General features: G+C 66.2%; 27 protein-coding genes and 2 pseudogenes. 13 read left to right on the forward strand and 16 right to left on the reverse strand.

Annotation, left to right across the window (positions count from 1 at the left end; translation table 11 throughout):
* Nucleotides 1-58: 58 nt before the first annotated feature.
* The gene (locus QF031_RS17545) at nt 59-895 is read left to right on the forward strand and encodes an HAD-IIA family hydrolase (protein ID WP_307431089.1); all 837 of its coding nucleotides are present in this window, start codon (nt 59-61) and stop codon (nt 893-895) included.
* Here QF031_RS17545 and QF031_RS17550 read toward each other — a convergent pair.
* The 5 genes and pseudogenes from QF031_RS17550 to QF031_RS17570 form a co-directional block, all read right to left on the reverse strand.
* Nucleotides 892-1,932, reverse strand: a complete 1,041-nt coding sequence (locus QF031_RS17550; RefSeq protein WP_307431092.1) for a thioesterase domain-containing protein — start codon at nt 1,930-1,932, stop codon at nt 892-894. The genes QF031_RS17545 and QF031_RS17550 overlap by 4 nt on opposite strands.
* Before the next feature lie 69 nt (nt 1,933-2,001).
* Nucleotides 2,002-2,622 (reverse strand): hypothetical protein, encoded by a 621-nt coding sequence (locus tag QF031_RS17555; RefSeq protein WP_307431096.1) that lies wholly within the window; start codon nt 2,620-2,622, stop codon nt 2,002-2,004.
* A gap of 82 nt (nt 2,623-2,704) precedes the next feature.
* Complete coding sequence (locus QF031_RS17560) at nt 2,705-3,451, reverse strand: GAF and ANTAR domain-containing protein (RefSeq protein ID WP_307431101.1); 747 nt, start codon at nt 3,449-3,451, stop codon at nt 2,705-2,707.
* Nucleotides 3,452-3,576: 125 nt separating this feature from the next.
* Nucleotides 3,577-4,161: an orotate phosphoribosyltransferase gene (gene pyrE, locus QF031_RS17565; RefSeq protein WP_307433464.1), complete on the reverse strand. Its 585-nt coding sequence runs from the start codon at nt 4,159-4,161 to the stop codon at nt 3,577-3,579.
* Between the two features lie 96 nt (nt 4,162-4,257).
* Nucleotides 4,258-5,469, reverse strand: a pseudogene (locus tag QF031_RS17570) (FAD-dependent oxidoreductase); the annotation flags it as partial.
* A gap of 75 nt (nt 5,470-5,544) precedes the next feature.
* Between QF031_RS17570 and nadE the strand changes: the two are divergent.
* Nucleotides 5,545-6,399: an ammonia-dependent NAD(+) synthetase gene (gene nadE, locus QF031_RS17575; RefSeq protein ID WP_307431104.1), complete on the forward strand. Its 855-nt coding sequence runs from the start codon at nt 5,545-5,547 to the stop codon at nt 6,397-6,399.
* A 99-nt stretch (nt 6,400-6,498) separates the two neighbouring features.
* Here the strand turns inward: nadE and QF031_RS17580 are convergent, their stop codons facing one another.
* Nucleotides 6,499-7,287 carry an IclR family transcriptional regulator gene (locus tag QF031_RS17580; protein WP_307431107.1) on the reverse strand — a complete coding sequence of 263 codons (789 nt, stop codon included), beginning with the start codon at nt 7,285-7,287 and terminating at the stop codon, nt 6,499-6,501.
* Nucleotides 7,288-7,449: 162 nt separating this feature from the next.
* Here QF031_RS17580 and QF031_RS17585 point away from each other — a divergent pair, with 162 nt between their 5' ends.
* From QF031_RS17585 to QF031_RS17600, 4 genes are all read left to right on the forward strand, one after another.
* Complete coding sequence (locus QF031_RS17585; protein ID WP_307431109.1) at nt 7,450-8,166, forward strand: CoA transferase subunit A; 717 nt, start codon at nt 7,450-7,452, stop codon at nt 8,164-8,166.
* Between the two features lie 62 nt (nt 8,167-8,228).
* Nucleotides 8,229-9,668: a short-chain fatty acid transporter gene (locus QF031_RS17590; protein WP_307431112.1), complete on the forward strand. Its 1,440-nt coding sequence runs from the start codon at nt 8,229-8,231 to the stop codon at nt 9,666-9,668.
* Nucleotides 9,669-9,698: 30 nt separating this feature from the next.
* On the forward strand, nt 9,699-10,370 hold the full coding sequence (locus QF031_RS17595) for a CoA transferase subunit B (protein ID WP_307431115.1): 672 nt from the start codon (nt 9,699-9,701) through the stop codon (nt 10,368-10,370).
* Nucleotides 10,367-11,560, forward strand: coding sequence for an acetyl-CoA acetyltransferase (locus QF031_RS17600; protein ID WP_307431118.1), 1,194 nt, complete (start codon nt 10,367-10,369; stop codon nt 11,558-11,560). The genes QF031_RS17595 and QF031_RS17600 overlap by 4 nt, the downstream gene beginning before the upstream one ends.
* Nucleotides 11,561-11,686: 126 nt before the next feature.
* Here the strand turns inward: QF031_RS17600 and QF031_RS17605 are convergent, their stop codons facing one another.
* The gene (locus QF031_RS17605) at nt 11,687-12,376 is read right to left on the reverse strand and encodes an ankyrin repeat domain-containing protein (RefSeq protein ID WP_370874529.1); all 690 of its coding nucleotides are present in this window, start codon (nt 12,374-12,376) and stop codon (nt 11,687-11,689) included.
* A 9-nt stretch (nt 12,377-12,385) separates the two neighbouring features.
* A pseudogene (locus QF031_RS17610) lies at nt 12,386-12,957 on the reverse strand (GlcG/HbpS family heme-binding protein).
* Between the two features lie 196 nt (nt 12,958-13,153).
* On the opposite strand from QF031_RS17610, the gene QF031_RS17615 reads away from it, so the two are divergent.
* From QF031_RS17615 to QF031_RS17635, 5 genes are all read left to right on the forward strand, one after another.
* Entirely contained in the window at nt 13,154-14,386 is a 1,233-nt protein-coding gene (locus tag QF031_RS17615; RefSeq protein ID WP_307431120.1) for a sensor histidine kinase, read from the forward strand.
* Nucleotides 14,383-15,009, forward strand: a complete 627-nt coding sequence (locus tag QF031_RS17620) for a response regulator (protein WP_307431124.1) — start codon at nt 14,383-14,385, stop codon at nt 15,007-15,009. The genes QF031_RS17615 and QF031_RS17620 overlap by 4 nt, the downstream gene beginning before the upstream one ends.
* 132 nt (nt 15,010-15,141) lie before the next feature.
* Nucleotides 15,142-15,345, forward strand: coding sequence for a cold-shock protein (locus QF031_RS17625; RefSeq protein WP_013599688.1), 204 nt, complete (start codon nt 15,142-15,144; stop codon nt 15,343-15,345).
* A 121-nt stretch (nt 15,346-15,466) separates the two neighbouring features.
* A complete protein-coding gene (locus tag QF031_RS17630; RefSeq protein ID WP_307431128.1) occupies nt 15,467-15,802 on the forward strand; it encodes a hypothetical protein in 336 nt (111 codons plus the stop codon).
* A 56-nt stretch (nt 15,803-15,858) separates the two neighbouring features.
* Nucleotides 15,859-16,644, forward strand: coding sequence for a MerR family transcriptional regulator (locus QF031_RS17635; RefSeq protein WP_307431132.1), 786 nt, complete (start codon nt 15,859-15,861; stop codon nt 16,642-16,644).
* A gap of 17 nt (nt 16,645-16,661) precedes the next feature.
* Here the strand turns inward: QF031_RS17635 and QF031_RS17640 are convergent, their stop codons facing one another.
* The 4 genes from QF031_RS17640 to QF031_RS17655 form a co-directional block, all read right to left on the reverse strand.
* Complete coding sequence (locus QF031_RS17640; RefSeq protein ID WP_307431137.1) at nt 16,662-17,330, reverse strand: DedA family protein; 669 nt, start codon at nt 17,328-17,330, stop codon at nt 16,662-16,664.
* A 119-nt stretch (nt 17,331-17,449) separates the two neighbouring features.
* Nucleotides 17,450-18,226: an enoyl-CoA hydratase gene (locus QF031_RS17645; RefSeq protein ID WP_307431140.1), complete on the reverse strand. Its 777-nt coding sequence runs from the start codon at nt 18,224-18,226 to the stop codon at nt 17,450-17,452.
* Entirely contained in the window at nt 18,223-19,230 is a 1,008-nt protein-coding gene (gene mmsB, locus QF031_RS17650; protein WP_307431143.1) for a 3-hydroxyisobutyrate dehydrogenase, read from the reverse strand. Before mmsB ends, QF031_RS17645 begins: the two co-directional genes overlap by 4 nt.
* Entirely contained in the window at nt 19,223-20,329 is a 1,107-nt protein-coding gene (locus tag QF031_RS17655; RefSeq protein WP_307431146.1) for an enoyl-CoA hydratase/isomerase family protein, read from the reverse strand. Before QF031_RS17655 ends, mmsB begins: the two co-directional genes overlap by 8 nt.
* Before the next feature lie 161 nt (nt 20,330-20,490).
* Here QF031_RS17655 and QF031_RS17660 point away from each other — a divergent pair, with 161 nt between their 5' ends.
* Both QF031_RS17660 and QF031_RS17665 read left to right on the forward strand, forming a co-directional pair.
* A complete protein-coding gene (locus tag QF031_RS17660; protein WP_307431150.1) occupies nt 20,491-21,297 on the forward strand; it encodes an exodeoxyribonuclease III in 807 nt (268 codons plus the stop codon).
* Between the two features lie 34 nt (nt 21,298-21,331).
* Nucleotides 21,332-22,237, forward strand: coding sequence for a hypothetical protein (locus QF031_RS17665; RefSeq protein WP_307431154.1), 906 nt, complete (start codon nt 21,332-21,334; stop codon nt 22,235-22,237).
* Nucleotides 22,238-22,258: 21 nt separating this feature from the next.
* Here QF031_RS17665 and QF031_RS17670 read toward each other — a convergent pair whose 3' ends face one another.
* From QF031_RS17670 to QF031_RS17685, 4 genes are all read right to left on the reverse strand, one after another.
* Nucleotides 22,259-23,314, reverse strand: coding sequence for a LacI family DNA-binding transcriptional regulator (locus tag QF031_RS17670; RefSeq protein ID WP_307431157.1), 1,056 nt, complete (start codon nt 23,312-23,314; stop codon nt 22,259-22,261).
* Between the two features lie 148 nt (nt 23,315-23,462).
* Entirely contained in the window at nt 23,463-23,711 is a 249-nt protein-coding gene (locus QF031_RS17675) for a hypothetical protein (RefSeq protein WP_307431160.1), read from the reverse strand.
* Nucleotides 23,708-24,607 carry a carbohydrate ABC transporter permease gene (locus tag QF031_RS17680; protein WP_307431163.1) on the reverse strand — a complete coding sequence of 300 codons (900 nt, stop codon included), beginning with the start codon at nt 24,605-24,607 and terminating at the stop codon, nt 23,708-23,710. Before QF031_RS17680 ends, QF031_RS17675 begins: the two co-directional genes overlap by 4 nt.
* Entirely contained in the window at nt 24,604-25,641 is a 1,038-nt protein-coding gene (locus tag QF031_RS17685) for a carbohydrate ABC transporter permease (protein WP_307431166.1), read from the reverse strand. The genes QF031_RS17680 and QF031_RS17685 overlap by 4 nt, the downstream gene beginning before the upstream one ends.
* Between the last annotated feature and the right edge of the window lie 4 nt (nt 25,642-25,645).

The following is a 25,645-nucleotide window of genomic DNA, read 5'->3' on the forward strand; positions in this document are numbered from 1 at the left end:
GTTCACCCTTCAACACTAGACTGGACTCTTCAGGCAACCATCACAGGCGGAGGCAGGCATGGCAGAAGCAGACGAGGTAACGGGCAACCCGTCGGTATACCGAAGCGGCCAGGAAATCGAGTGCTGGCTGACGGACATGGACGGCGTCCTGGTCCATGAGAACCAGCCCATCCCGGGAGCCGCGGAGCTGATCCAGCGCTGGGTGGATACGTCCAAACGGTTCCTGGTGCTGACCAACAACTCCATCTTCACCCCGCGCGACCTTGCCGCCCGCCTCCGTGCATCGGGCCTGGAGATCCCGGAAGAGAACATCTGGACCTCCGCCCTTGCCACGGCCCAGTTCCTGAAGGACCAGGTGTCCGCCGGGGGTGCGGAGTCGGGCAACCGCGCCTACACCATCGGTGAAGCAGGGCTTACGACGGCGCTGCACGAGGCCGGCTTCATCCTCACCGACCAGAACCCGGACTTCGTGGTGCTCGGCGAGACGCGTACGTACTCTTTCGAGGCGATCACCACCGCGATCCGCCTGATCCTGGCCGGTGCCCGGTTCATTGCCACCAACCCGGACGCCACCGGCCCGTCGAAGGACGGCCCGATGCCGGCCACCGGCGCCATCGCAGCCCTGATCTCCAAGGCCACCGGCCGTGAACCGTACATTGTGGGCAAGCCCAACCCCATGATGTTCCGTTCAGCAATGAACCAGATCGATGCCCATTCCGAGACCACCGCCATGATCGGGGACCGGATGGATACTGACATCATCGCGGGCATGGAGGCAGGCCTGCACACCGTCCTGGTCCTCAGCGGCATCACGCACAAGGACGACATCGCCGCCTACCCGTTCCGGCCAAACCAGGTCCTGAACTCGGTGGCGGACCTGAAAAACCAGATCTAGAAGATGCTGACCCGGGAACCTCCCCGGGGCAGGGGGAAGTATTCGTCCAGCAGTTCCGTCAGCAGCGGCCGGTAGATCTGCGGGTTCCAGCCGGGGCTGGCGTGGGCGGGGGCAGCCCCGATGGTCTGCAGGTTGCTTGACACCATGTTGTCCTTGAACACCACGGCCCACGTTTCCGCCGCGGTCTCGTAGTCCACAGTCTTGTCCCGGGGGTTGCCGAGGTAGGCCATTTTGGCTGTGCCAAGTTTCCCTGCGAACTGGTTTCCCTGGAAGTGGTAGATGTAGGCGGACTCGGTCTGGACCAGCACGTTGGACGGGGCGATCGGGGACAGCTGCTCCAGCGTCTGGTCCAGGATCTGCCGCCAGCTGCGTTCGTCCTTGTGGATGATCCGCTCCCCCAGTTCATAGCCGCCGCGCAGGGTGGACGGGAACCTGACGCCGCGCTCGTAGAGGAACACCACGCCGTCGAACCAGCTTTGGTCCAGGACGTCGTGGGCGCTGTAGGGGCTGGAGTCCAGGAGGATGAACTGGACCTGGACTCCCTGCAATGCCAGCAGCCGCGCAGCCACCTGGGTGGCCAGCATGCCGCCGAAGCTGTGCCCGTAGAAGAACAGCTTGGTGATCTTCTCCGAAGCAATATAGTCGGTGATCGCGTTGACCACCTCTGTGATGTTCAGCCCCAGGTTGGAGTATCCGACGGCGGCGAGCCGGGCCCGCTTGTTCAGGGAACCCCGGAGGGTGTTGAGGATCCATCGCGCCTCTTCCCAGCTGGTTTTGTATCCCGGGAACAGGAACCAGCTGGCATCGGGGTAATAGGCGTCGGCGAAGTCGTCCGCGACGGTCAGGATCCTGGTGCTGCGGCGCTGCGACTGCACTTCGCGGGTCACCAGCATGTCGGCGGCCAGCAGCCCGGATGCCCCGGCGCCTGCCAGGAAGGTGCGGCGCGAAAAGCGCTTCAGGGCAGCCGCTTCCGCCAGCAGGCGGACGTCTGAGACCCCGCGCCGGCCCTGCGGACTGACCTCCCCCTCATACGGCACACTCCTACCGTAAGCCAACCGAAAGTACCTGTTGCAACAGGTGCAGGTAAACCTTCGGCGACGGGTGGGTCAGCTGGCGGCCTGGCCTTCTGCGGCGGGGAATGGTGCCTGGGGTTCCTGCTGGCGGCGGAGGATTTCCAACCCAATGTCGTTGTAGCGGCCCAGCAGGTCCGCCCCGTCGGGTGCTTCCGGGGCGTCCAGCAGCGCGAAGGCCGAGTCGCTCGCCTGGAGCAGTTCCTCGTCCGTGTATTCGGTCAGCGGGCGGCCGTACAGTTCCTCGATCCACATGACCGGGAGTTGGGGGAAGTCGCCTGCGAACTTGCCGCCGGGGAACAGCTCGCGGACGTCGTCGTCCATCAGGAGCGGCTGGCGGCTGGACAGGGCGTCCGGGGACCAGCCGTGCGCGGCGGACGCGAGCTGAAGGGAAACCCCTGCTGGCGGAATGCCCGGCAAAGAGTTGATGTCCATGGCATTGAGGTCGCTGCGGAGACCTGCCAGCGCCGATGATTCAATAAGCTCAGCCTGCGAAAGGTCCACGCAGATGCGGCAACGGATCCCCATCCTGCGGACGCGGCGGATGATGTGGACCAACTCAGCACGGGAGTCGTGCTGAAGGGCCCCCCGGATTTCAATCCGGACGATGTCCGCCGGGACATCGAGGTTAACGAGTGCGTCTAATGCGCGGTCCATAGGTACTCCAAAAGAGGTCTATGGCCGACGGCTCAACCTCCGCAAGCGTAACGTGCACGGAAGCCCGCGCACAACCCGCGGCTCAGGAGCCTGGACCTGAACTGACCTTCCCCGGTTCCTGGTAGTAGGTGCGTGCTCCGGCCCCGCCCACGGAATTCACCAATGATTTGGCGATATCCCGAAGCTTGGTGTTGCTGTTGCTGGACGCCTCGGTGAGGATCTCGACGGCGGCCTCCTGGCTGCAGCGGTTCTGCGCCATGACGATGCCCACCGCGATATCGATGATGGTGCGTGACTCGAGAGTGGCCCGAAGGTTGGATGCGCTGTCAGTATGCAACGAGAAGCGGACGGCGAGGCGGAGGGCCTGCGAAATTTCCCGGGTGAAATCCCTGGCCCTTTCCGCAGCCCGCCCGTCGAACTTGTTCGGGAAGTCGGAGTAAAGGTTCAGGGCCGCCTTGGCTTCGCCCTGCAGGTTGAAAGGCAGGGAAAAGACCGAGCGCAGTCCATGGGAGGCAACGGCAGAAGCGTAGTCCGGGCCCCACCGGTCCTCCTGCAGCAGATCCGGAACGTAGACTTCGCGTTCTTCCTTCGCCGCAGTCAGGCACGGTCCCTGCGACAGGGAGTACTGGATTTCGTCCACTTCCCGGGCAGAGGGACTGCTCCAGCCAATGGTGGCCGCCTTGCGGTCACGCAGCAAAGTAATGCCGCACAGGGCATCGTCCCCGTCCCCTGCCATCTGGTGGGCAGAGAACCGGGCGAGTTCGTTGAGGAAATCCTCGAAGTCAGCGCTTTCCAGGATGAGGTTCTGTACCTGGTCCGTTGTACTCAAAGGCTGTTCTGGGGGGAGCAAGATGCGTGGTCTCCAAGCAAACTGAAAAGTGTTAACGCATATTCTAAAGCAGCGTCAACAAGGCAGCCAACCGCAGCAGGCCTGCCCCCCGCCCGCAGCTTTCGCTAGTCCAGTCCCAGTTCGTCCTTGCCGAACGCGAACAGGTAGGGCACGCCGGTTTCGGCTTCGATCTTTTCCTTGGCTCCGGTGTCCCGGTCCACGATCACGGCCACCGCCACCACGTTGCCGCCGGCTTTCCGGACGCCTTCCACCGCCGTCAGCGCGGAACCTCCCGTGGTGGAGGTGTCTTCCAGGACCAGCACCTTGCGGCCCTCGACGGAGGGGCCCTCAACCTGGCGGCCCATGCCGTAGGACTTCTGCGCCTTGCGGACCACGAACGCATCAACGGCCCGGCCGGCGTCAACGGCGGCGTGCATGACGGCGGTGCCCACGGGGTCGGCCCCCATGGTCAGCCCGCCGGCGCACTCAAAGTCGATCCCGGCGTCGTCCGCCAGTGCCAGCATGACCTGCCCCACCAGCTTGGAGGCCTCGTGGTGGAGAGTGATGCGGCGGAGGTCGATATAGTAATCGGCCTCTGCCCCGCTCGAGAGGATCACCTTGCCGCGGACCACGGCGAGTTCCTTGATCAATTCCAGCAGTCGGGCGCGGGCAGCTGCGGTGTCTACCGCAGTGTCAGTGGGCGAAGTCATGGCCCCAAGTTTAGTGGGTGGCCGGACCGTGAGTGGGCGCGCAAACCCCGGCGCGTGCTCGGGCCGCGGTCCGAATGCAATGACGCGTGGGAGGACGCGCTTCACCACGGGGTTGTGGCGCAGAATGAAGAAGACCGCCCGCTGGATGGCGAACCTGTTCCGGACACCGTTGCCGGCGAGCGTGTCGCCGGACAGGGTTCCCGCAAAAAGCGGAACGAAGACCACCCGGTGCATGATGCGCTGCACGGTTTGCACCACCACCGTGGGCATGCGGCGGCGGCGCTGGATTGCCGCAAGGGTTTTGCTGCGCACCTGTCCCCGGCGAAGGTCGGGGGCCAGGCGTTCCGCAGCCGCCACCGCGTCCTGGATGGCCAGGTTGATTCCCACTCCCCCGGCGGGGGACATCGCATGTGCAGCATCCCCGATGCACAGGAAGCCGTCCACGTACCAGCGCCACAGGCGGTTCAGTTTGACGTCCAGCCAGTGCAGGTCCTCGATGCTGCCGATGGCATCAACACGGTCTGCAAGGTCCGGGCGGAGCGCCGCCACCCGGTTCCGGAACCGCTCCACGCCGTTGGCCCGGATCAGCGCATCCGAGCCCTTGGGCGCGAGGTAACCCATCTGGTAGTAGTTGGTGCGGTTGAGGGCAATCATGGCATCCCGGTCCCCCAGCACCGGCACCACGCCAGCCACCTCGCCTTTTTCCGAGGCGCGGCGCGGGAGGGTGAACCACCAGGTGTCAAAAGGCACCGGATACTCCTTGGGCCGCATCCCGGCGGCTTCACGCAGCACTGAGTGGCGGCCATCGGCGGCCACCACCACATCGGCGTGCAGCACCCGTTCAGCACCCGCCGCCCCGTTGCCGGAGGCCCGGTAGCGCACCCCGGTGACCCGTCCGCCGTCGAACACCAGGCCTGTCGCTTCGCTTTCCATGAGCAGCGTGAACGTCGGTTCCGCAGCGGCGGCTGAGGCGAGGAAATCCAGGAAGTCCCACTGCGGCATCATGGCCACGTAGTTGTACGGCGGCTTCAGGGAGTCGAAAGCGGCAAGGGTGACCATGCCGGCGCCGGGGACAGGGACTGCGACGTTGCTCAGCCGGCTCTGCGGCAGGCTGCGGAATCCGGCCCCCAATCCCAGTTCGTCGATCAGCCGCACAGTGGAGGCGTGCACAGTGTCACCGCGGAAGTCCCGGAGGAAATCGCGGTGCTTCTCCAGGACCGCCACGTGCACCCCGGCCCGGGCCAACAGCAGGCCCAACATCATTCCCGCCGGGCCCCCGCCCACTACGGCACACCCCGTCCGCTCCATGCGATTACGCTACGCCGCGCAGGTCCTTCCGGGAACAGTTGAGGGTTGTTGACACCGCTGGCTAGGCTGGACCACATGCGCGAACTCCAGGCCAAGATCATTGAAGAAATGGGCGTTCAGCCCCGGATCGATCCAGCAGGGGAGGTGCGCAAGCGCGTCACATTCCTCAAGGATTACCTGAAGGCCACCCACACCAAGGGCTTTGTCCTGGGCATCTCGGGCGGCCTGGATTCATCCCTGGCAGGAAAGCTTGCCCAGCTGGCTGTTGATGAGCTTGAGGCCGAAGGCGTAGAAGCCAACTTCGTGGCAGTCCGCCTGCCTTACGGCATCCAGCACGATGAGGAAGACGCCCAGATAGCCCTGGACTTCATCAAGGCCAAAACGGAATGGACGTTCAACATCTCCGCCGCAGTGGACGGTTTCGAGGAAGAGTTCGAAAAAACTGCGGGCTCGGAGATCTCCGACTTCCACAAGGGCAACACCAAAGCCCGCACCCGCATGACCGCCCAGTACGCGCTGGCCGGGGAGTTCAACTACCTGGTGCTCGGCACGGACCACGGCGCCGAGTCCGTCACGGGGTTCTTCACCAAATACGGCGACGGGGGCGCGGACATCCTGCCCCTGTTCGGCCTGAACAAGCGGCAGAACCGCGCCCTCCTGGCCGAGCTGGGAGCGCCGGCCCGGGTCTGGGAGAAGGTCCCCACGGCCGACCTGCTCGATGACCGCCCCGGCCGCACGGACGAGGACGAACTGGGCCTCAGCTACGACCAGATCGACGATTACCTCGAGGGCCGGGAGGTTCCGGACGAGGTAGCCGAATCGATCGAGCAGAAGTACCTGCGGACCCGCCACAAGCGCACTGTTCCGGTCAGCATTTTCGATACGTGGTGGAAGGACCAGGGCCCGGTGGAGCCCCGCGCAGGACTGTAGGCACCTACTGGATTTCCCCACCTTTGGGGAGCACGACGGCGGGACCGCGCCGAAAAGACGCGGCCCGCCGTCGTCATTTGCAGCCAAGGCCGGGGAGGCTTAGCGGGGCCGCCGCCCGCCGTCGCCCAGCTGCTGCGTGATCCGGTGCGCCTCCGCCATCAGGAGGCCGCCCAGTTCCTCCTGCCGCTCGGACTTGAACCGCGGCTCGATGCCGGTCAGGGACAGCGCCCAGGCAGGCTTCCCCGAACGATCGAACACGGCGGCGCCCATCCCCCAACTTCCTTCCAGGACCAGCCCGGGATTGACGGAGTAGCCGGCCAGCCGGGTCCGGGCCAGGTTCTCCCGCACCAGCTGCGGGGTGTGGTTCGCGGCGAAGGCGCCCGCGTGTTCATCCCAGCGGCCCAGCAGCTCCTCCTGCTCGCTTTTCGGCAGGAAAGCCAGGATGGCGGTCCCGGCCGACGCGACCCCCAACGGGAATCGGACACCCTCGTGCAGGACAAAGGACCGGACGGGAAAGCTCCCTTCTTCACGCAGCAGGCAGACCGTCTCCGCGCCGCGCCGGATCGAGAAAAAAGCGCTCTCGCCCGTTGCCTGCGCCAGCCGGCGCAGGCTGGGCCGGGCAATGTCCTCCATGGGGAACCGGGCCGAAGCAACCGATCCCATCAGCAGGATTTCGGGGCCCAGCACCCAATTGCCCGTCATCGGATCGTGGTCCAGCAGGCCTTCCGCGGCAAGCGACGCCAGGAGCCGGTGGACCGTTGGCCGGGTGAGGCCCGATTCCCGGACCAGTCCTGCCAGCGGCATTCCCTCCGCGCTCCGGCCCACCAACCGCAGCAACCCGGAGATCCGGCCCACCACCTGGGCACCCTGTACCGGAGTCGCTGACATAGAGCCTCCTTGTCCACAATATGGACGCTTTTCCTTGGAGTGTCCATACTATAAGGCCCATAGTAGTGATTCTTGACACTCTGCGGCAGGCAGCCGTAGTCTCCAAGCTCAGATTCCCGGCGTCCACAAAGTGGACGATCCCGTGCTCAACGAGGAGACGTCATGAAGAAACTGCAGGTTTCTGCCGCCACCGCCCTGGAAGGGGCACTGCAGGACGGCATCACCCTCGCCGTCGGCGGATTTGGCTTGAGCGGCATTCCGGCCGACCTGATCGAAGCCGTCCGCGATTCCGGCGTACGTGACCTCACGGTGGTGTCCAACAACATGGGCGTGGACGGCAAGGGCCTGGGCGTCCTCATAGAGGCAGGCCAGGTCCGCAAGGTGATCGCCTCCTACGTGGGTGAAAACAAGCTGTTCGCCGAGCAGTACCTTGCCGGCAGGCTGGAGGTGGAGTTCACCCCGCAGGGAACCCTGGCCGAACGGCTTCGCGCCGGCGGTGCCGGTATCCCGGCCTTCTACACGAAAACCGGCGTGGGCACCCTGGTGGCCGAAGGCAAGCCGCACGAGGTGTTCGACGGCGAAACGTACGTCCAGGAGCGCGCCATCCGGGCCGACGTCGCACTCGTCCATGCCCACACGGCAGATACGGACGGCAACCTGATCTACCGCTTCACCGCCCGGAACTTCAACCCCGTGGTGGCTACGGCCGGGATCCTCACGGTGGCGGAGGCGGAAGTGATCGTGGAACCCGGCCAGCTGGACCCCAACCACATCGTCACCCCCGGCGTCTTCGTCCAGCGGCTGGTCCAGGCAACAGACCGGGTCAAGGACATCGAGCAGCGGACTGTCCGGCAGCGCGCCGGTTTTGTCCCCGCCTGACCCTGACCCGCACCGCCCCTGACCCGCCCGGCACCCACTACTCAAGGGAGAGAACCACCCTCATGACCACCGCGCAATTGAACCACCAGGATGTCCGCCAGACGGGCCTGGCCCGGATGGCTGAAAAACTGGCCGGCTGGACGCAGAAGTGGTTCCCGGACGCCTACATCTTTGCCCTGGCCGGCGTACTGCTGGTGGCCATCGCAGCACTGGCCATCGGGGCGTCCCCCAAGGCCGTGGTGGATTCGTTCGGCAACGGCTTCTGGGACCTCACCGCCTTCACCCTGCAGATGGCCATGGTGGTGCTCACCGGCTATGTGGTGGCAACGTCCCCGCCGGTGGCGCGGCTGATCGAGCGGCTGGCACAGGTTCCCGGCTCGGCGCGGTCCGCCGTCAGCTTCGTGGCCGTCCTGTCCATGTCGGTCTCATTCGTCAACTGGGGACTGAGCCTGATCTTCGGCGGCCTGCTGGCCAGGGCCGTGGCCCGGCGCGCGGACCTGCACGTCGATTACCGGGCCCTTGGCGCGGCGGCGTTCATGGGGCTCGGCGCGGTCTGGGCCCTGGGGATGTCCTCCTCCGCGGCCCAGCTCCAGGCGACAAAGGCCTCCATCCCGCCGGCGCTGCTGAAGATTACCGGCGTCCTGGACTTCGGAACCACCATTTTCACCTGGCAGTCGCTCCTGACCCTGGGCATCCTGATGCTGCTGACCACCGTCATTGCGCACTTCTCTGCCCCCACGGGAGCCGGCGTCAAGACGGCAGCCGATCTCGGCGTCGACCTCGATGACCAGCCCGAACCGCCGGCCGAAAAGTCCCGGCCCGGCGAGTGGCTCGAATACAGCAGGATCCTGCCCATCCTGGCCGGCGTGCTGACCCTGGGCTGGCTTGTCTCCCAGCTGCTGACCCTGCCCATCCTGAGCGTGGTCAGCTCGCTCAACGGCTACCTGCTGGTGTTCCTGATGCTGGGGCTGGTACTGCACGGAACACCGCGCAAGTTCCTCCAGTCGGTTACCAAGGCCGTCCCCGCCACCGCGGGGATCCTGGTGCAGTTTCCGTTGTACGCGGCGATGGCGGCCATCCTGACCAAGGCCACCGGCGCCGGCGGACTGTCCGTATCGGAGCATCTGGCCCACTTCTTCACCAGCATCGGCGGCAACGGGGCGTTTGCCGTCATCATCGCCATCTACACCGCCCTCCTGGGCATGTTCGTCCCGTCCGGCGGCGGAAAGTGGCTGGTGGAGGCGCCGTACGTCATGCAGTCCGCCACGGACGTGAACATGAACCTCGGCTGGACCGTGCAGATCTACAACATGGCCGAGGCGCTGCCCAACCTCATCAACCCGTTCTTCATGCTGCCGCTGCTGGCCGTCTTGGGCCTGCGCGCCCGGGACCTGGTGGGCTTCACCTTCCAGCAGTTCCTCTTCCACCTTCCAGTGGTCCTGCTCCTGGCCTGGCTGCTGGGGATGACGTTCGAGTTCGTGCCGCCGGTAATACCCAACTGAGTACAGCTAAAGAGACCAAGGAGAAACCCCATGGGATGGACCAGGGATGAAATGGCTGCCATCGCAGCCGAGGAACTGAACGACGGCGACTACGTGAACCTGGGGATCGGCATCCCCACAGTGGTGGCCAACAACCTGCCCGAGGGCGTGCGGGTGGTGCTGCAGAGCGAAAACGGCCTGCTGGGCATGGGCCCGTTCCCCTACGAGGGCGAAGAGGACGCGGACCTGATCAACGCCGGCAAGCAGACCGTCACGGTCCTGCCGGGCGGGAGCATCTTCGATTCCGCCACATCATTCGGCATGATCCGCGGCGGACACGTCAAGGTTGCCATCCTGGGCGCCATGCAGGTCTCCGGCAACGGCGACCTGGCCAACTGGACCATCCCCGGCAAAATGGTCAAGGGCATGGGCGGTGCCATGGACCTGGTGGCCGGGACCCCGCGCGTGGTGGTCCTCACCGAGCACAACGCCAAGGACGGCACCGCCAAGATTGTGCGTGAATGCACGCTGCCGCTGACCGGGCTCAGCTGCGTGGACCGGATCATCAGCGATTTGGCGGTCTTTGACCTGATGAAGGACGACGACGGCGGGCGGCAGCTCACGCTGACCCGGCTGGCACCGGGGGTCACGGTAGAGGAGATCCGGGAGAAGACGGACGCCGGCTTTGAGGTCCGGCTTGAGACGAAGGAAGTGGCGGCATGAGCCTGAAGGACCAATTCGGCAAGGACGTCCTGCTCACCGGCTGGGGACACAGCCGGTTCGGCAAGCTGACGGAGGAGACCCTGGAATCCCTGATCGTCCAGGTGGCCACCGAAGCGATCGGCAATGCCGGAATCGACCCCGGGCAGATCGACGAGGTCTACGTGGGCCAGTTCAATTCGGGCATGATGCCGCTGGCTTTCCCGTCCTCGCTGGCCCTGCAGGTCTCCCCGGCCCTGGCCAACGTGCCCTCCACACGGGTGGAAAACGCCTGCGCCTCCGGGTCGGCTGCTTTCCAGCAGGGCACCAAGTCGCTGCTGGCCGGCACCGCGAAGACCGTCCTGGTCATCGGCGCCGAGAAGATGACCCACGCCGGTGCAGACGTGGTGGGCGCCGCCCTGCTCGGCGCTGACTATGACATGGCCGGCAAGCCCTCCACTACCGGCTTCACGGGCCTCTTCGCCGAGGTGGCCAAGCACTACGCCAAGCGCTACGACGCGGACGGGAAGCTGGGCGATGTCCTGGGCACCATAGCGGCCAAGAACCACCGCAACGGCGTGGACAACCCGTACGCGCAGCTCCGGAAGGACCTCGGCGAGGAGTTCTGCCGCACCGTTTCGGACAAGAACCCCATGGTGGCAGATCCCCTGCGACGCACTGACTGCTCCCCTGTCTCGGACGGTGCTGCCGCCGTCGTCCTGTCCACCTCCGCCACCGGTGGAACCGCTTCCCCCGTACGGCTGGCCGGGTTCGGCCAGGCCAACGATTTCTTCCCCGCCACGCGCCGGGACCCCACCGCCTTCGAAGCCACCCGAGTCTCGTGGCAACGCGCCCTGGCGATGGCCGGCGTGGGGATCGATGACCTGGACCTCGCCGAAGTGCACGACTGCTTCACCATCGCCGAGCTGCTCATGTACGAGGCCATGGGGCTGACGGAACCGGGCCAGGGTGCCCGGGCGCTCGAAGAGGGCTGGGTCTACAAGGATGGAAAGCTGCCGGTCAACGTCTCCGGCGGCCTCAAGGCCAAAGGCCACCCTGTGGGGGCCACCGGTGTTTCGCAGCACGTCATCGCCGCCATGCAGCTCACGGGTACTGCGGGCGCCATGCAGCTCCCGGCGCCACGGCGGGCGGCCGTGCAGAACATGGGCGGCGTGGGCATCGCCAACTACGTCAGTGTGCTTGAGGCCGTCTGAGCTGAGGGACTGCTGAATTTCCCCGGCTTCCAAGCCCGACGGCGGCGCGTGGCACCGAAAGTGCGGGGCGCCGCCGTCGTTATCAGGCAAAGGTGGGCAGGCTCGGCGGCTCGGCACGCCGACGGGCTAACCCCGGCCCCGGATCGAAGCGGCAATCTCCGAAAAACCGAGCCGCTCAGCGTTTTGCAGCGCCGTCTGGCCTTCCGGGTCGCGGATTCCGGGGTCTGCGCCGGCCGCCAGCAGCAGCCGCACCACCTCCTGCTGGCGCGGCCCGCCGTTGTTGAGCAGGATGGCCTCCTGCATGGCGGTCCAGCCAAGGTTGTTGACATGGTTGACAGGAACTCCCGCCGCAATGAGGAGCTTCACCGTTTCCACGTGTCCGTGCTCGCTGGCCGGGATCAACGCCGTCCCGCCGTAGCGGTTGATGCTGGTGACGTCTGCGCCGGCGGCCAGCGTCAGCTGCAGTACCTCGTTGAGCCCCTCCGCCCCGGCGTACAGGAACGCAGAGTCCTGGATCGGGTCCTTGGCGTTGACGTTGCCACCCCGGCCGATGAGTTCGGCCACCAACGGGGCGTTGTTGGCTTTAGCGGCGGCAATAAGGTCCTGGTCCAGCCGTGCCTGGTCCGCTGAAGACAGCGCGGGTGGGGACGCAGTGGAAGGCGGCATGGGGGTCCCTGCACCGGTGCCGGGACTGACCGAGGCAACGGATGGTGGAGTATCCACTCCCTGTGGCTGGCCGGGACCGGCCTGGCACGCGGCAAGGAGCAACCCCAGGGCGGCCAGGGTCATGAGTGCTGCGGTGCTGCCAGGCCTCATGCGTCCAGCCTATTTCGCGGCGCCCGCGATGGCTTCCGCGCCGGCCGCCGCGCAGGCTTCGTCCAGGGCGCCGTCGGGGGCCCCGCCCACGCCGACGCCGGCCACGGAGACACCGTTGACCTTCAGTGGAACACCGCCTGCGAGGAACAGGGTGCCCGGCAGGTCCGCGATTGAGGGACCGTTGCCGTTGACGCGCTTGGCCAACTCGCTGGTGGGGGCACCGAACGCGGCTGCCGTATAGGCCTTCTGCTTTGCCGCTTCGATGGTGTGGGCCGCGGCGTTGTCACCCCGGAGCAAAGCCTGGACCGTACCAAAGCGGTCTACGAGGGCCACCGTGACGAACGGCAGCTTGTCGGCCTGGCACTTTGCGAGCGCAGCAGTGACGGCCTGGGCGGACGCGCCGGCTGCTATGCGGTTTTGCTGCACCACGGTTTCCGAGCCGGCTGGACATCAACGGCGGGTACGGCGACGGGTGCTTCCGTAGTGCCCGCGGTACCGGCGTTGGCGGCAGCCGTTGCTCCGGCAGTGATCAGGAGGGCTCCGGCTGCGGCAGCGGCGAGGGCTTTGGTGGACTGCTTCAAGATATTTCCTTAGGTCAGGGGGGATCGTGTTGCCGCTTTCCATGTTTCCGGGAAACACCGGCCCTGCCATCGGGCCTTCGTCTGGTCCCGGCTCCGACGAAAGGCCAGCCGTATCAACCAAAAGGCTGAGGCACCAGACGTCCGCTGAGCCCTAGCATGGAAGGCAGCACTTTCCGCCACCAGATCCGGATCCAGCATGCCCGCCAGAGACACCCCCCAACACACCGGGCCAGCCCAAGCCGTCGCCGGCCAGGACGCCACGTGCTCCCGCCGTCCCGTGCCTCCCAGCGCCAAAGGCCGGCCGGGCAGCATCGAGGCAGCCGTCCACCTGGGCTTCGCCGTCCTCCTGGTGGCCTCGGTGGTGCGGTACGTCATGCGGCATACCCCGGCCGACAATCTCCTGGTCCTGGGACTCGCCGCTGCCGCCTGCGTGCTCTACGCCGTCGTGGCCCTGCTCTCGGTGCAGGACCGCCCCGGAACCCCGTGGATGGTGGCCCTGGTGGCTGTCTGGGCGGTCCTGGTCGTGGCTGCGCCGAGTTTCGCGTGGTGTTCCTTCGCTCTTTTCTTCCTCTGCAGGAGCGCCCTGCGCGGTGCCGCGTCCTACATCCTGGCCGGGGCCATCACACTCGCCACTGCCACCGGCCTGTTCCGGCTGGGCAACGGCACCGACCTGGCCATGCTTTTGGGGCCCTTGGCCGTGGGCGCCATGCTGACACTGATTTACGACCGGATACAGCACGACGCCGAGGAGCAGCGCCGCCTGCATGCGGACATTTCCCTGGCCCAGGGCCAGCTGGCCGCCAGTGAGCGCCGGGCGGGCACCATTGCCGAACGGGAACGGGTGTCGCGGGAAATCCACGACACTGTCACCCAAGGCCTCGCCAGCAGCCTGCTCCTGCTCGAGGCCGCCGGCCGCGGATGGCCCAGTGCAGCAGCCCGTGACGGCCTTCTCCAGGCCACCAGCCTGCTCCGCGCGAACCTGGCGGAGACCCGGAGCCTGGTCCATGAGCTGGCCTCGCCCGGTTTGGAATCGGTCCCATTGCCGGAGGCACTGCTGGCCACCGCCCGCCAGTACGTTCCCGGGACCACGCTGCTGGTGACTGGCGACCTGCGGCCGGTCTCCGCTGACGTTCGCCACGCCTTGCTGCGCGTAGTGCAAAGCGCGGCGTCGAACATCCTGCTCCACGCTGCGGCGTCGGTGGCCACGGTAACCCTGGGCTTCCTGCCGGACGCCGTGACTTTGGACATTTACGACGACGGCGACGGCTTCGATCCGGCGGCGGCAGCTCCGCCGTCGCACGCGGGAGGCTATGGGCTGCGGGCCATGCGGCAGCGGGTGGAGCAGCTGGGCGGAACATTCTCCGTGCAGAGCGCCCCCGGCGACGGAACAATCGTGGCGGCGCAGCTGCCAATGGAGGCAGGCACATGAACAGCAACACCGTCCTGCTGGTGGACGACCACCTGGTGGTCAGGAGCGGACTTCGTGCGCTGCTCAGCACGGAGCCGGACATCGAGGTGGTGGCCGAAGCCGCGTCCGGCGAGGATGCCGTGCAACTGGCCCAGGCTCTCTCCCCCTCGGTGGTGGTGATGGACCTTGCCATGGGGCCGGGCATGGATGGGCTCGAAGCCATCAGGCGGATCAGGGACCTCAACGGCCGGCAGGCCATCCTGGTGTTCACCACGTACGACTCCGATGCCGATATCGTCCGCGCCGTGGATGCCGGCGCCATGGGCTACCTGTTGAAGGACGCTGCCCCGGAGGAGATTTTTGCGGCCATCAGGGGTGCGGCCGTGGGCAGGAGCGTGATGAGCCCGCCGGTTGCATCCCGGTTGTTCCAGCAGCTCCGCAATCCCGACGAAGTCCTGACGCCACGGGAAGCCGAGCTGCTGGGCCTCCTCACCGAGGGCCTCAGCAACCGCGAACTCGGCCGGCGGCTCTTTATCTCCGAGGCCACGGTCAAAACCCATTTGGCGCACATCTATGCCAAGCTCGGCGTGGACACCAGGGCGGCCGCCATCGCCACCGCGATCCGGCGCGAAGGCATGCGCTGACGGCACTTTATGGCGCCTACCCTTGCACCCAGAGCCTGAGCCCCGTACGTTGGGGTCTGTGGGGGACTAACTCCCGCACACTCCGGGACGTTCCCCGGGGAGAGAATCAGAGTCACATGAAGGAATGCAGCCATGGCAACAGGCACAGTTAAATGGTTCAACGCCGAAAAGGGTTTTGGCTTCATTGCCCCCGATGACGGGTCCGCTGACGTATTCGCCCACTACTCGGCAATCGCCAGCAGCGGCTACCGCTCACTGGACGAGAACCAGAAGGTCGAATTCGATGTGACCCAGGGTCCCAAGGGCCCGCAGGCAGAGAACATCCGCCCGCTCTAAGTCTTCGGCGGCCTCCGGTATACGCCGGGACCCCATCCAGCGGTTCCTCCAACCCAGGTTGGAGGAGCCGCTGTTTTTGTGCGCAGCGTCTCTGGGTTTCCGCATTTGGGATAATTGATTCATGACCGGACAGGACCAGGACAGGGATCCCTGGGAGGAGTTTGACTCCCTTGGCCCCGCAGCACCGGACCGCGTCCCCGGACAGCCCGGCGGGGAGCCGCACGGCTTCGGTTTCCGGACGGGGGTCCGCAGCGCCCGGGTCGCCGTCGGCTTCGCCGTCTACGCGCTGGCCTTGGGGACCATCCTGGCCCTGACCGGATGCATCGTCTTCATCAGCCGGCAGCAGTGGCTGCTGCTGGGCCTCATGCTGCTCATCGAGGCCATCTTTGTTTTCGCCTTCACGCGTTTGGTGGCCCAGGCCAGGCGCCGGAGGCCCCACGGCCGGCGGGTTGGGTGACGGTCCGCCGCCCTTGACCTTGACCTTGACGCAGCGTCAATGCCTAGGCTCGGAGCATGCAGGATTTACCCGACGCCGGCGGCAGGGACTGGTCCATCCAGGACGTGGCCAGGATCGCCGGCACCACCAGCCGCACGCTCCGGCACTATGACGAGATTGGCCTCCTGACGCCCAGCCGGGTGGGCCACAACGGCTACCGGTATTACGACGGCGCCGCCCTCCTCCAGCTCCAGCGCATCCTTTTGCTGCGGGAACTGGGCCTGGGCCTGCCGGCGATCGGGGAGCTCCTCCAGCGCCGGGCGGATCCCGTGGCGGCGCTCAGCCGCCATCTCGACTGGCTCGGCCGGGAGCAGGAGCGGCTGGCCCTGCAGGCCGAATCAGTCCGGCAAACAATCGAAACAGTAAAGGCAGGAGGCCAGCTGATGGCAGAAAACATGTTCCAGGGCTTCGACCACACCGAATACAAGGAAGAAGTCGAGGAGCGGTGGGGCAAGGAAGCCTACGCCACATCCGACTCATGGTGGCGCGGAATGGCGGCAGCGGAAAAGCGGGAGTGGAAGTCCGTAGCAGAGGGCCTTGCCCGGGACTGGACGGCGGCTGCGGAAGCCGGGCTTGCTGCCGACGGGCCGGAAGCCCGGGAGGTGGCAGGGCGGCACGTGGCTTGGCTGAAGTCCATCCCCGGAACACCTGCGGCCCAAAGCGGCGGGGATATCAGGGGATACGTCACCGGGCTGGCGGACATGTACGTGGAAGACCCCCGTTTCGCCGCCAACTACGGCGGGGCGGAGGGGGCACGCTTCGTCCGGGCCGCCCTGCACAGCTTCGCGGAGAAGTACCTCTAGGGCATCGGGAGGCTGCCTCAGCGGCGTACGTCCTCCCGGTGGGCCCTGGCCCGCTTGGTCCGCCGGAGGACGAGCAGCACCACCGCAACGGCCAATGCGCCATAGACCGCGTAGTTCAGGAACCTGGAGTACTCCTCTATGAGCCGGTACTGGGTGCCCAGGAGATAGCCCAGCCCAATGAGGGCACCGTTCCACAGCCCGCTGCCGGCAAGGGTGAAGAGGGTGAATGTTCCCAGCGGCATGGCCGCCGCGCCCGCCGGCAGGGAGATCAGGCTGCGGACCCCGGGCAGCAGGCGGCCGAAGAAAATGGACGACCTGCCGTGCCGCCGGAACCAGCCCGCCGCGTGCTCGAAGTCTTCCCGGTCCACCAGTGGCAGCTTGGACAACCCCCGGATGGACCGGTCCAGCCCTAACTTCGCCCCCAGCAGGTACAGCAACAACGCCCCCAAATACGCACCAAGGGTACTGGTGGCAAAGACGAGGAAGAGATTCAGGGAGCCCTGCTTGGCAAGATAGCCCGCAAGCGGGAGGATCACCTCGCTGGGGATGGGAGGCACCACAGTCTCAGCCAGCGTGAAGGCGCCAACGCCAAACTCCCCCAACGCATCGATGGCCCTCGCCGCAAAGCCCACGATTCCCGTAAGCCCCTCGGTGGGGCTGGCTGCACCGGTCATGATCGTCCACATACGCCTGTTCCGTCCCGCTGCATGCCATGGCCGCGTGCTGGCCCGTACTCTCTACCTTACGGGGACCGGCGGACGCGTGCCGTGCCGGCCGCGCCCGGCAGGGCATGCATGTGCCCGGACTAGCGGTGCTTGAACTCCGGCTGGCGCTTCTCCGTGAATGCCGCCATGCCTTCCTTCTGGTCTTCGGTGGCGAACAGCGAGTGGAAGAGCCGCCGTTCGAACACCACGCCCTGGGCCAGGCCGGTCTCGAAAGCGGCATTCACGGCTTCCTTCGCCGCCATTGCCGCAGGCTTCGACTTTACAGCGATAACCCCGGCCACCTTGAGCGCTTCGGACACCACATCTGCCGCCGGAACCACCCGGGACACCAGGCCGCACCGGTCCGCTTCCTCCGCGTCGATGAACCTGCCGGTGAGGATCATGTCCATGGCCTTGGCCTTGCCCACGGCCCGCGTGAGACGCTGCGATCCGCCCATGCCGGGGAGCACGGCAAGATTGATTTCCGGCTGCCCGAACTTGGCGTTGTCCCCCGCGATGATCAGGTCACACATCATGGCAAGCTCGCAGCCGCCGCCCAGGGCAAAGCCGGACACCGCGGCGATGGTGGGGACCCGCAGGCGGGTGAAGTCTTCCCAGCCCCGGAACCAGTCGGCCACGTACATGTCCATGTAGCCCTGGTCCGCCATCTCCTTGATGTCGGCTCCCGCGGCGAAGGCCTTGCCCGAGCCGGTGATCACCACCGCGCCCACGCCTGGATCGGAATCCATGGCGGTCACGGCGGCCACCAGCTCTTCCATGGTGGCCTTGTTCAGCGCATTCAGTGCCGAGGGCCTGTTGAGGGTCACCAGCCCTACCCTGCCCTGCTGCTCCACCAGGATGTTGGCGTACTCCGTCATTCGGGACTCCCGTCGTCGTGTGCTGTTGTGGCTCTGCGCCGGCCCGGCAGTTCCGTGCCGGCGCCCTGCCCTGCGGTCCCATCCCCGGCCTGCCGCTCCGATGCGCCGCGGATCTCGGTAATGATGGCGGAAAAGTCACGGCCCGCCCCGCCCTCCGCGGCAAACCTATCGTAGATGTGGGCAGCGAGCGCTCCCATCTCTCCCGCCACCCCCGTGCTGTTGAGCGCATTGACGGCGAGGTTGAGGTCCTTGGCCATGAGGGCTGAGGCAAAACCCGGTTGATAGTCCCTGTTGGCGGGGCTGGTGGGAACCGGTCCGGGCACGGGGCAATTGGTGGTCAGCGCCCAGCACTGCCCTGACGCGGCTGAGGCGACGTCGAACAGTGCCTGGTGTGTCAGGCCCAGCTTTTCCCCGAGGACGAACGCCTCGCTGACCGCAATCATGGAGACGCCCAGGATCATGTTGTTGCAAATTTTGGCCGCCTGGCCGGCGCCGTGGCCACCGCAGTGCACCACCCGTTTGCCCATCACCTCAAGCAGCGGCCGTACGGCCTCAAAGTCGGCGTCGTCTCCGCCGGCCATAAAGGTCAGGGTGCCGGCTTCAGCGCCAACCACCCCTCCTGAAACTGGGGCGTCAACGGAGCGGTGGCCTGCTTCGGTGGCCAGGCGGGCGGCTTCCCGGGCTTCGTCAACGTTGATGGTGGAGCAGTCCAGGAATATGGTTCCACGGGCCGCTGCTGCCAGCAGTCCTGGTTCCCCGCCAAGCCCCCGGTACGCGTCCAGGACCTGCCTGCCGCTGGGGAACATTGTCAGCACCACGCCGGCGCCGGCCAGGGCGCCATGGGCGGAAGCTGCTACGGGAACACCTTGTGCCCGCACCGCTTCGAGAGCCGCCGGCACCACGTCGAAACCGGCCACCCGGTAACCGGCACGAACGAGGTTCAAGGCCATGGGTCCGCCCATATGCCCCAGGCCCAGGAAGGCGACACTGCTTGTGTCAGGCATGGTCCGCCTCCTTCGCCTGCAGGTCCAGTTCCCCGCCGTCCAGCGGCTCGAAAAACCGGTCCACCTGCGCGGGAAGCACTTCGGCGAGGGTTGCCGGTTTCCACTGCGGGTTCCTGTCCTTGTCCACTACCTGGGCGCGTATTCCTTCACGGAAATCAGGCCCCTGCAGGAACCGGAGTCCGGTCCGGTACTCCTGTGCCAAGGCTTCGTCCAGGGTCAGGGCCGCCGCGCGGCGCAGTGAAGCCAGGGTGACTTTGACCGAAGTGGGTGACTTGGCTTCGATGGTGTCTGCAGCCGCGGCCGCCGCGTCCTGCCCGGGACCGGTCCAGGTGCGGAGCCGGGTGACAATTTCGCCGGCGTCGTCCGAGTCATAGCAGGCATCAATCCATTCCCGCTGCGCGGCCAGCTCCGAGGCCGGGGGCTGCCCGGTGTAACGGGCGACGGCGTCTTCCGGGCGTTCGTTTTCCAGCGCCACCGCCAGGCTGCTCAGCGCGGATGACGGAACATAGTGGTCTGCCAGGCCCAGGAACAGGGCGTCCCCGGCGGCCAGGTGTGCGCCGGTAAGGGCGGCGTGGGTTCCGGTCTCGCCCGGTGCATGTGAGAGCAGGAAGGTCCCGCCGACGTCGGGCGCGAATCCGATGGTGGTCTCCGGCATCCCCATCCTGGTCCGCTCCGTGACTACACGGACGTTCCCGTGCGCCGAAATGCCTACCCCGCCGCCAAGGACCAGTCCGTCCATCAGCGCCACATACGGCTTGGGGTAGCGGGAGATCAATGAGTTCAGGCGGTATTCGGTTTTCCAGAAATCGGCCGTTCCGTTGCCGCCGTGCAGCATGTCCCGGTAGATCGCCACGATGTCTCCACCCGCGCACAGGCCCCGCTCCCCGGCGCCCTGCACCAGGACGGAGGCCACGCCGTCGTCCGCTGCCCATGCGGTGAGCTGCCGCAGCAGCAGGTCCACCATTCCCGCCGTAAGGGCGTTGACGGCCCGGGGCCGGTTGAGGGTGACCAGGCCCAGCCGGCCGCGGCGGTCAAAGAGCACCTCCGCGCCTCCGCTGCCTTCCGTGCTGTCCGTTGTGTTGCCCGTGGCTGCGGTCATCGGCTAAGTGCTCCTTCGCATGGTGGCCGGATGAGTGATCCAGGTCATTCTGTTTGCGAATATACCCGCCCGTTCCCGTCCGGGACCACCGCACGGCAAGCGTGGGGCGGGGCCGGTGAAGGCTTTACCCGGCGTGCGGCAGCCAAGGTAAGTTAGGAACCGTGAAGATAGCTACCTGGAATGTGAACTCGCTCCGAGCCCGCGCCGACCGCGTGGAAGCGTGGCTGCAGCGCAGCGACTGCGACGTCCTGGCCATCCAGGAGACCAAGTGCAAGGACGACAACTTTCCCTGGGAGCTCTTCGAACGGATGGGCTACGAGGTGGCCCATTTCGGGGTGAACCAGTGGAACGGCGTGGCCATCGCCTCCCGGGTAGGGCTTGAGGACGTCGAGCGGACGTTCCTGGACCAGCCGTCATTCGGCAAGGCCGGCAAGGACCCTGTCCAGGAAGCACGGGCCATCGCGGCCACCTGCGCAGGCGTGCGGATCTGGAGCCTGTACGTCCCCAACGGCCGCTCCCTTGACGATGAGCACATGCCGTACAAGCTCAAGTGGCTGGAAAGCCTCAAGACCCACGCCCAGGCCCTGGTCACGGACAATCCCCAGGCACAGGTGGCATTGATGGGCGACTGGAACATCGCACCGTTCGATGAGGACGTCTGGGACATCGACCTGTTCATCAACAACCGGTCCACGCACGTCAGCCCGCCGGAGCGGGAGGCCTTCCACGCGTTCGAGACCGCCGGCTACACGGACGTGGTGCGCCCCTACACCCCCGGCCCCGGCGTCTACACCTACTGGGACTACACGCAGCTGCGGTTCCCGAAGAAGGAGGGCATGCGCATCGACTTCGTCCTGGCCTCCCCCGCCCTTGCAGCGCGCGTCACCGGCGCCATGATTGACCGTGAGGAACGCAAGGGCAAGGGCGCCTCTGACCACGCGCCCGTGCTGGTGGAACTGGCGGACTGATGGCTGCGTCCTGGACCCACGCAAGGAGACCGCAATGACGGGAAACCTCTACCGGGGCCAGGCAGGCCTGCCTTTTTCCTCCACCCTGCGCGTCTATGAACCCCTGGAAGCCTTTCCGGAGGAACAACGCCCGGCCATCCAGGCCGCCGGGGCGCGGGCGGCCTCGCGTGCCGCCGTCGAGAACGCCGAACTGTTGGCCTCGCTGGGCCGCATCACCCGCTCCGGCGGCGACCCCTTCCCCACCGGCCGGACCGACCTGGTGCGGGTCACCACGGCGCACGCGCAGGAAACCGGCGCCCCGGACGGCGAAACGGCCGACGACGGTGCTGACGCCGGCACCGGGCCCGTCCTGCTATACTGCCCCAGCCAGCTCGTTTTGCGCGCCGGCCTGGCGGCGAACGCCCTGATGGAAGGCATCCACGGCCCCTTGGCCGAGCTGCTGATCCCCGAGGAACAGCGTGACCGGCACCAGGAGCGGATTGACCTGGTGAAGGCCCGCGACGGTTCCAGCCGGGTGCATACCAGGGCCTCCACGTGGGGCATCCCGTTCAGCTGGTTCTCGTTGTTCATGGAATCCGACCGCAAGGAAGTGGTGGAAGCTGCCGGGCGCATCCTGACCGTACGCGTCTGGGCGCCCATCACCGATGCGTTGGAGCGGGCCCGCTACGCGGTGGCCAATCTGGCCCTCGCAGCCCCCGACCTGGACATGCTCGATGACCTGGCGCAGCTGACGGAATGGCTTGAGCTCTTCCACGTGGACTCCATGGTGGAACTGGACTACGGCGCCGTCGCGGACAAGGTCTACCCGGATGAGTCCCCAATGGACATCAGGCTGGGCATAGAGTGCCTCGCTGAAGGTGACATGACCGGGGCTGCCGCGGCCTACCGTCGGCTTGCCTCGCGCTGGATACCTATCCGGCAGCTGGCGCGCGCATCCTAACGTCCATCAGTTCCCGGGCTTTTACAGGTTTTGGGGAGGCGCCGTGGTACTGCGCACAACCAGTTCATGGGGTGCGACGGCGGAGCGGACGGCGCCTTCCTGGCCGTCCAGTTCGTCCAAAAGCATCTTGGTGGCCATTTCGGCCTGCTCGTCCGGCCGCTGCCCCACAGTGGTGAGGCCCATGGCCTCTGCGAAGTCATGGTTGTCGATGCCCACGACCGACAGGTCGCCGGGGATGTTGATGCCCATGCGGTGGGCTTCGAAGATTACCCCCATGGCCATCTCGTCCGAGGCGCAGAAGATCGCGGTGGGCTTCTGTCCGGGCCGGGACCACAGCCGCCGTAAGGCCGCCTGGCCGCTGCGGACGGTGAAGTCCCCCCACTCATCCCATTCGGGCCGTGTCGGCAGGCCGGCCGCCGCCATGACGTCCTTGAATGCGAGGATGCGCACCCGGGGGACGTCGAAATTCAGGTCAGTCTCGTCGTCGCCATGCAGCAGGGCAATGTCCCGGTGGCCAAGATCAATCAAGTGCCGGACAGCGGTGGAGGCGGCGGCGTAGTCGTCGATGCCGATGTAGGGGCATTCCTCGACGTGCCCTCCCACGACAACCAGCGGAATGTCGATCTTCTGCAGGTGCTCGATCTCCTCGTGGCTGAGCGCCATACACAGGACCAGCAGGGCGTCGATCTGTTTGTAGACCATCGTTTTGCTGAAAAGCCGCTCACGGTTGCTGCCGTGCCCCCCGAGATTGAACAGTGAGAGGTTGTAGTGGCGGGCATGCAGTTCGCGGTCGGCACCCTCGATCGCTTTGGAGAAGAACCAGCGGCTGACGAAGGGGGCCAGGACGCCGATGGTTTTGGTCCGTCCGGTGGCAAGCCCGGAGGCCGAAGAAGAAGCTACGTAGCCCAGGTTCCCGGCCACTTCCAGGATCTTCTCCCTGGTGGCCGGCGAGACCCGGGGCAGTCCGCGGACTGCGCGGGAGACTGTGGCTGTTGAAACTCCGGCGGCCGCCGCCACGTCCTCGATGCTGACGCCGTTATGGCCGCCCCGCTGGGACCTTTCCGTTGTCCGTGCCACCGTGCCCCCTCTTTAACTCCTTTGGGGCCGGCCCGGCCCTACGTATACCCAGCCCCGCAATTTTTCGTCAGGCCACCGGGCATCGGAACCCAGGCTGCGGCTGCCTATGCAGTGGCAGCTGTAACCACGGGCCCGGTGTCGTCCGCGCCTACCTGCGGGCCGGCAGTTTCCTGCGCAGCCGCACCATGCCATACAACGCCAGCAGTGTTGCCAGCAGGCCCAGCGCCCAGCCAAGGGCGGGCTGGGCGGTAACTTCCATCCACACGGTGACCACCAGCAGGACCAGCGCCCAGAAGGCGAGGAAACCAATGATGATGTCGAAGTCCTCGCCCGAGCGGACCAACCGGCTGCGGTTTCCCGCCCCCGGCGTGCGGGGGCGGGAACCGTGGTCCGTCACTTGACTGCACCTGCCGTGAGGCCGGCGACAATCTTGCGCTGGAAGACCAGCACCAGGATCACCAGCGGGATGGTGACAATGGTGCCTGCGGCCATGATGGCCGTGTACGGGATCTGGTTGGGCTGTGCACCGGCGAAGTTGGCGATCGCCACGGTCACCGGCTGCGTTGCGTCACTGGACAGCTGGCTGGCAATCAGGAACTCATTCCACGAGGAGATGAATGCCAGGATCGCCGTGGTGAAGATAGCCGGTGCGGCCAGGGGCATGATGACCTTGCGGAAAGCCTGCCCCTGGGTGCAGCCGTCAACACGGGCCGATTCCTCCAGTTCCCACGGCATTTCCCGGAAGAACGACGTCATGGTGTAGACCGTCAGCGGGAGCACGAAGGAGATGTTGGGAATGATCAGTGCCTGGTACGTGCCCATCCAGCCGATGTTGGTGAACAGCTGGAAAAGCGGGGTGATGAGGGCAACGCCGGGGAACATGGAAGCGCCCAGGATGAAGCCGAGCACCAGGAACTTGCCCCGGAAGTTCAGGCGGGCCAGGGCGTAGGCAGCAAACACACCGATCAGCAGCGAGATGGCGGTGACCACCGCGCCGATAAACACACTGTTGAGCAGTGCCTGGCCGAACCTGTTGCCGAACGACGTGTCAAAGGCGGTCCGGAAGTTGTCCAGGGTCACGTGGCTGGGCAGGATCGACGTGTCATACGTAAAGCCCACATCGCGGAACGCGGTGACCACCATCCAGTACGCCGGCGCCAGGCACCAGAGCAGGATGATGGCGGCGCTGAGGTAAGTTCGCCCCTGCGCCCACTTCTCCCGGTTCTGCGCGGCCTTGCGGCCCTTGTCCTGTTGGGCACGAAGGGCCGAGGCATCCGCTGTTGCCGTGGTCATTTCTTCCCCTTTCCTGTGGCGCCGCTCTGCTCAACGACGTTCGCCCCAAGGAAGCGCACGAAGATGAAAGCGACGAGGAAGATGATGATGAACGTGATGGTGGACAGCGCCGCAGCCGAGTTGAACCCTTGCCTGATCTGGTTGATCACCAGGATGGACAAGGTGGTGGTGTTGTTTGCTCCACCGGTAAGGATGTAGGGCAGGTCGAACATGCGCAGCGCGTCGAGGGTACGGAAAAGGATGGCCACCATCAGCGCCGGCTTCACCAGCGGCAGGGTGATCAGCCGGAACCGCTGCCAGGCCGTGGCACCGTCCACCTTGGCTGCCTCGTAGACGTCCGCCGGAATCATTTGCAAACCGGCCAGGATCAACAGTGCCATGAACGGCGTGGTTTTCCAGACGTCGGCGATGATCACGGCCCATTTGGCCGGCCACTCGCTGCCCGTCCACAGGATGGTGGTGTTGAACAGCTTGTTGGCGATGCCTTCGAAGGCGAAGATGAAGAACCAGAGCTTGGCCGTCACGGCTGTGGGGATGGCCCAAGGCACCAGCACTGCGGCGCGGACCAGACTGCGTCCGCGGAACGTGCGTGCCATGATCATGGCCATCCAGAAGCCCAGGACAGTTTCCAGTGCCACCGTCACCACCGTGAAGAAGAACGTGGTGGCCGTGGCTGACCAGAACTGGCCGCCCAGGGTGCCCGGCGGGCAGGCGACGGTTCCGCCACCCGGCGCCGAACACTGCTGCGCCAGCCAGTTCACGTAGTTCTGGAGGCCGGCAGATCCACCTTGGGTGAAGAGTCCGGTGGCAGGATCAAGGCCGGCGTCCTTTTGGAAGGACATGACGATGGCGCTGATGATGGGGTAAACGATCACCACACCCAGGGCCACGATGGTCGGGGCGAGCAGCCAGGAGGCCCAGCGCCCCTGGCTCGCGATCCGGTTGTCCTCCCCTACGCCCTTGGGCGCGTGATGGCCGGGGGTACCACCCGACGCCGGTGCCTTGACCGGCGTCGGGCCTAGTTCGGTTGCCATGACA

This window comes from Pseudarthrobacter defluvii (assembly GCF_030816725.1).
Classification (GTDB): Bacteria; Actinomycetota; Actinomycetes; order Actinomycetales; family Micrococcaceae; genus Arthrobacter; species Arthrobacter defluvii_A.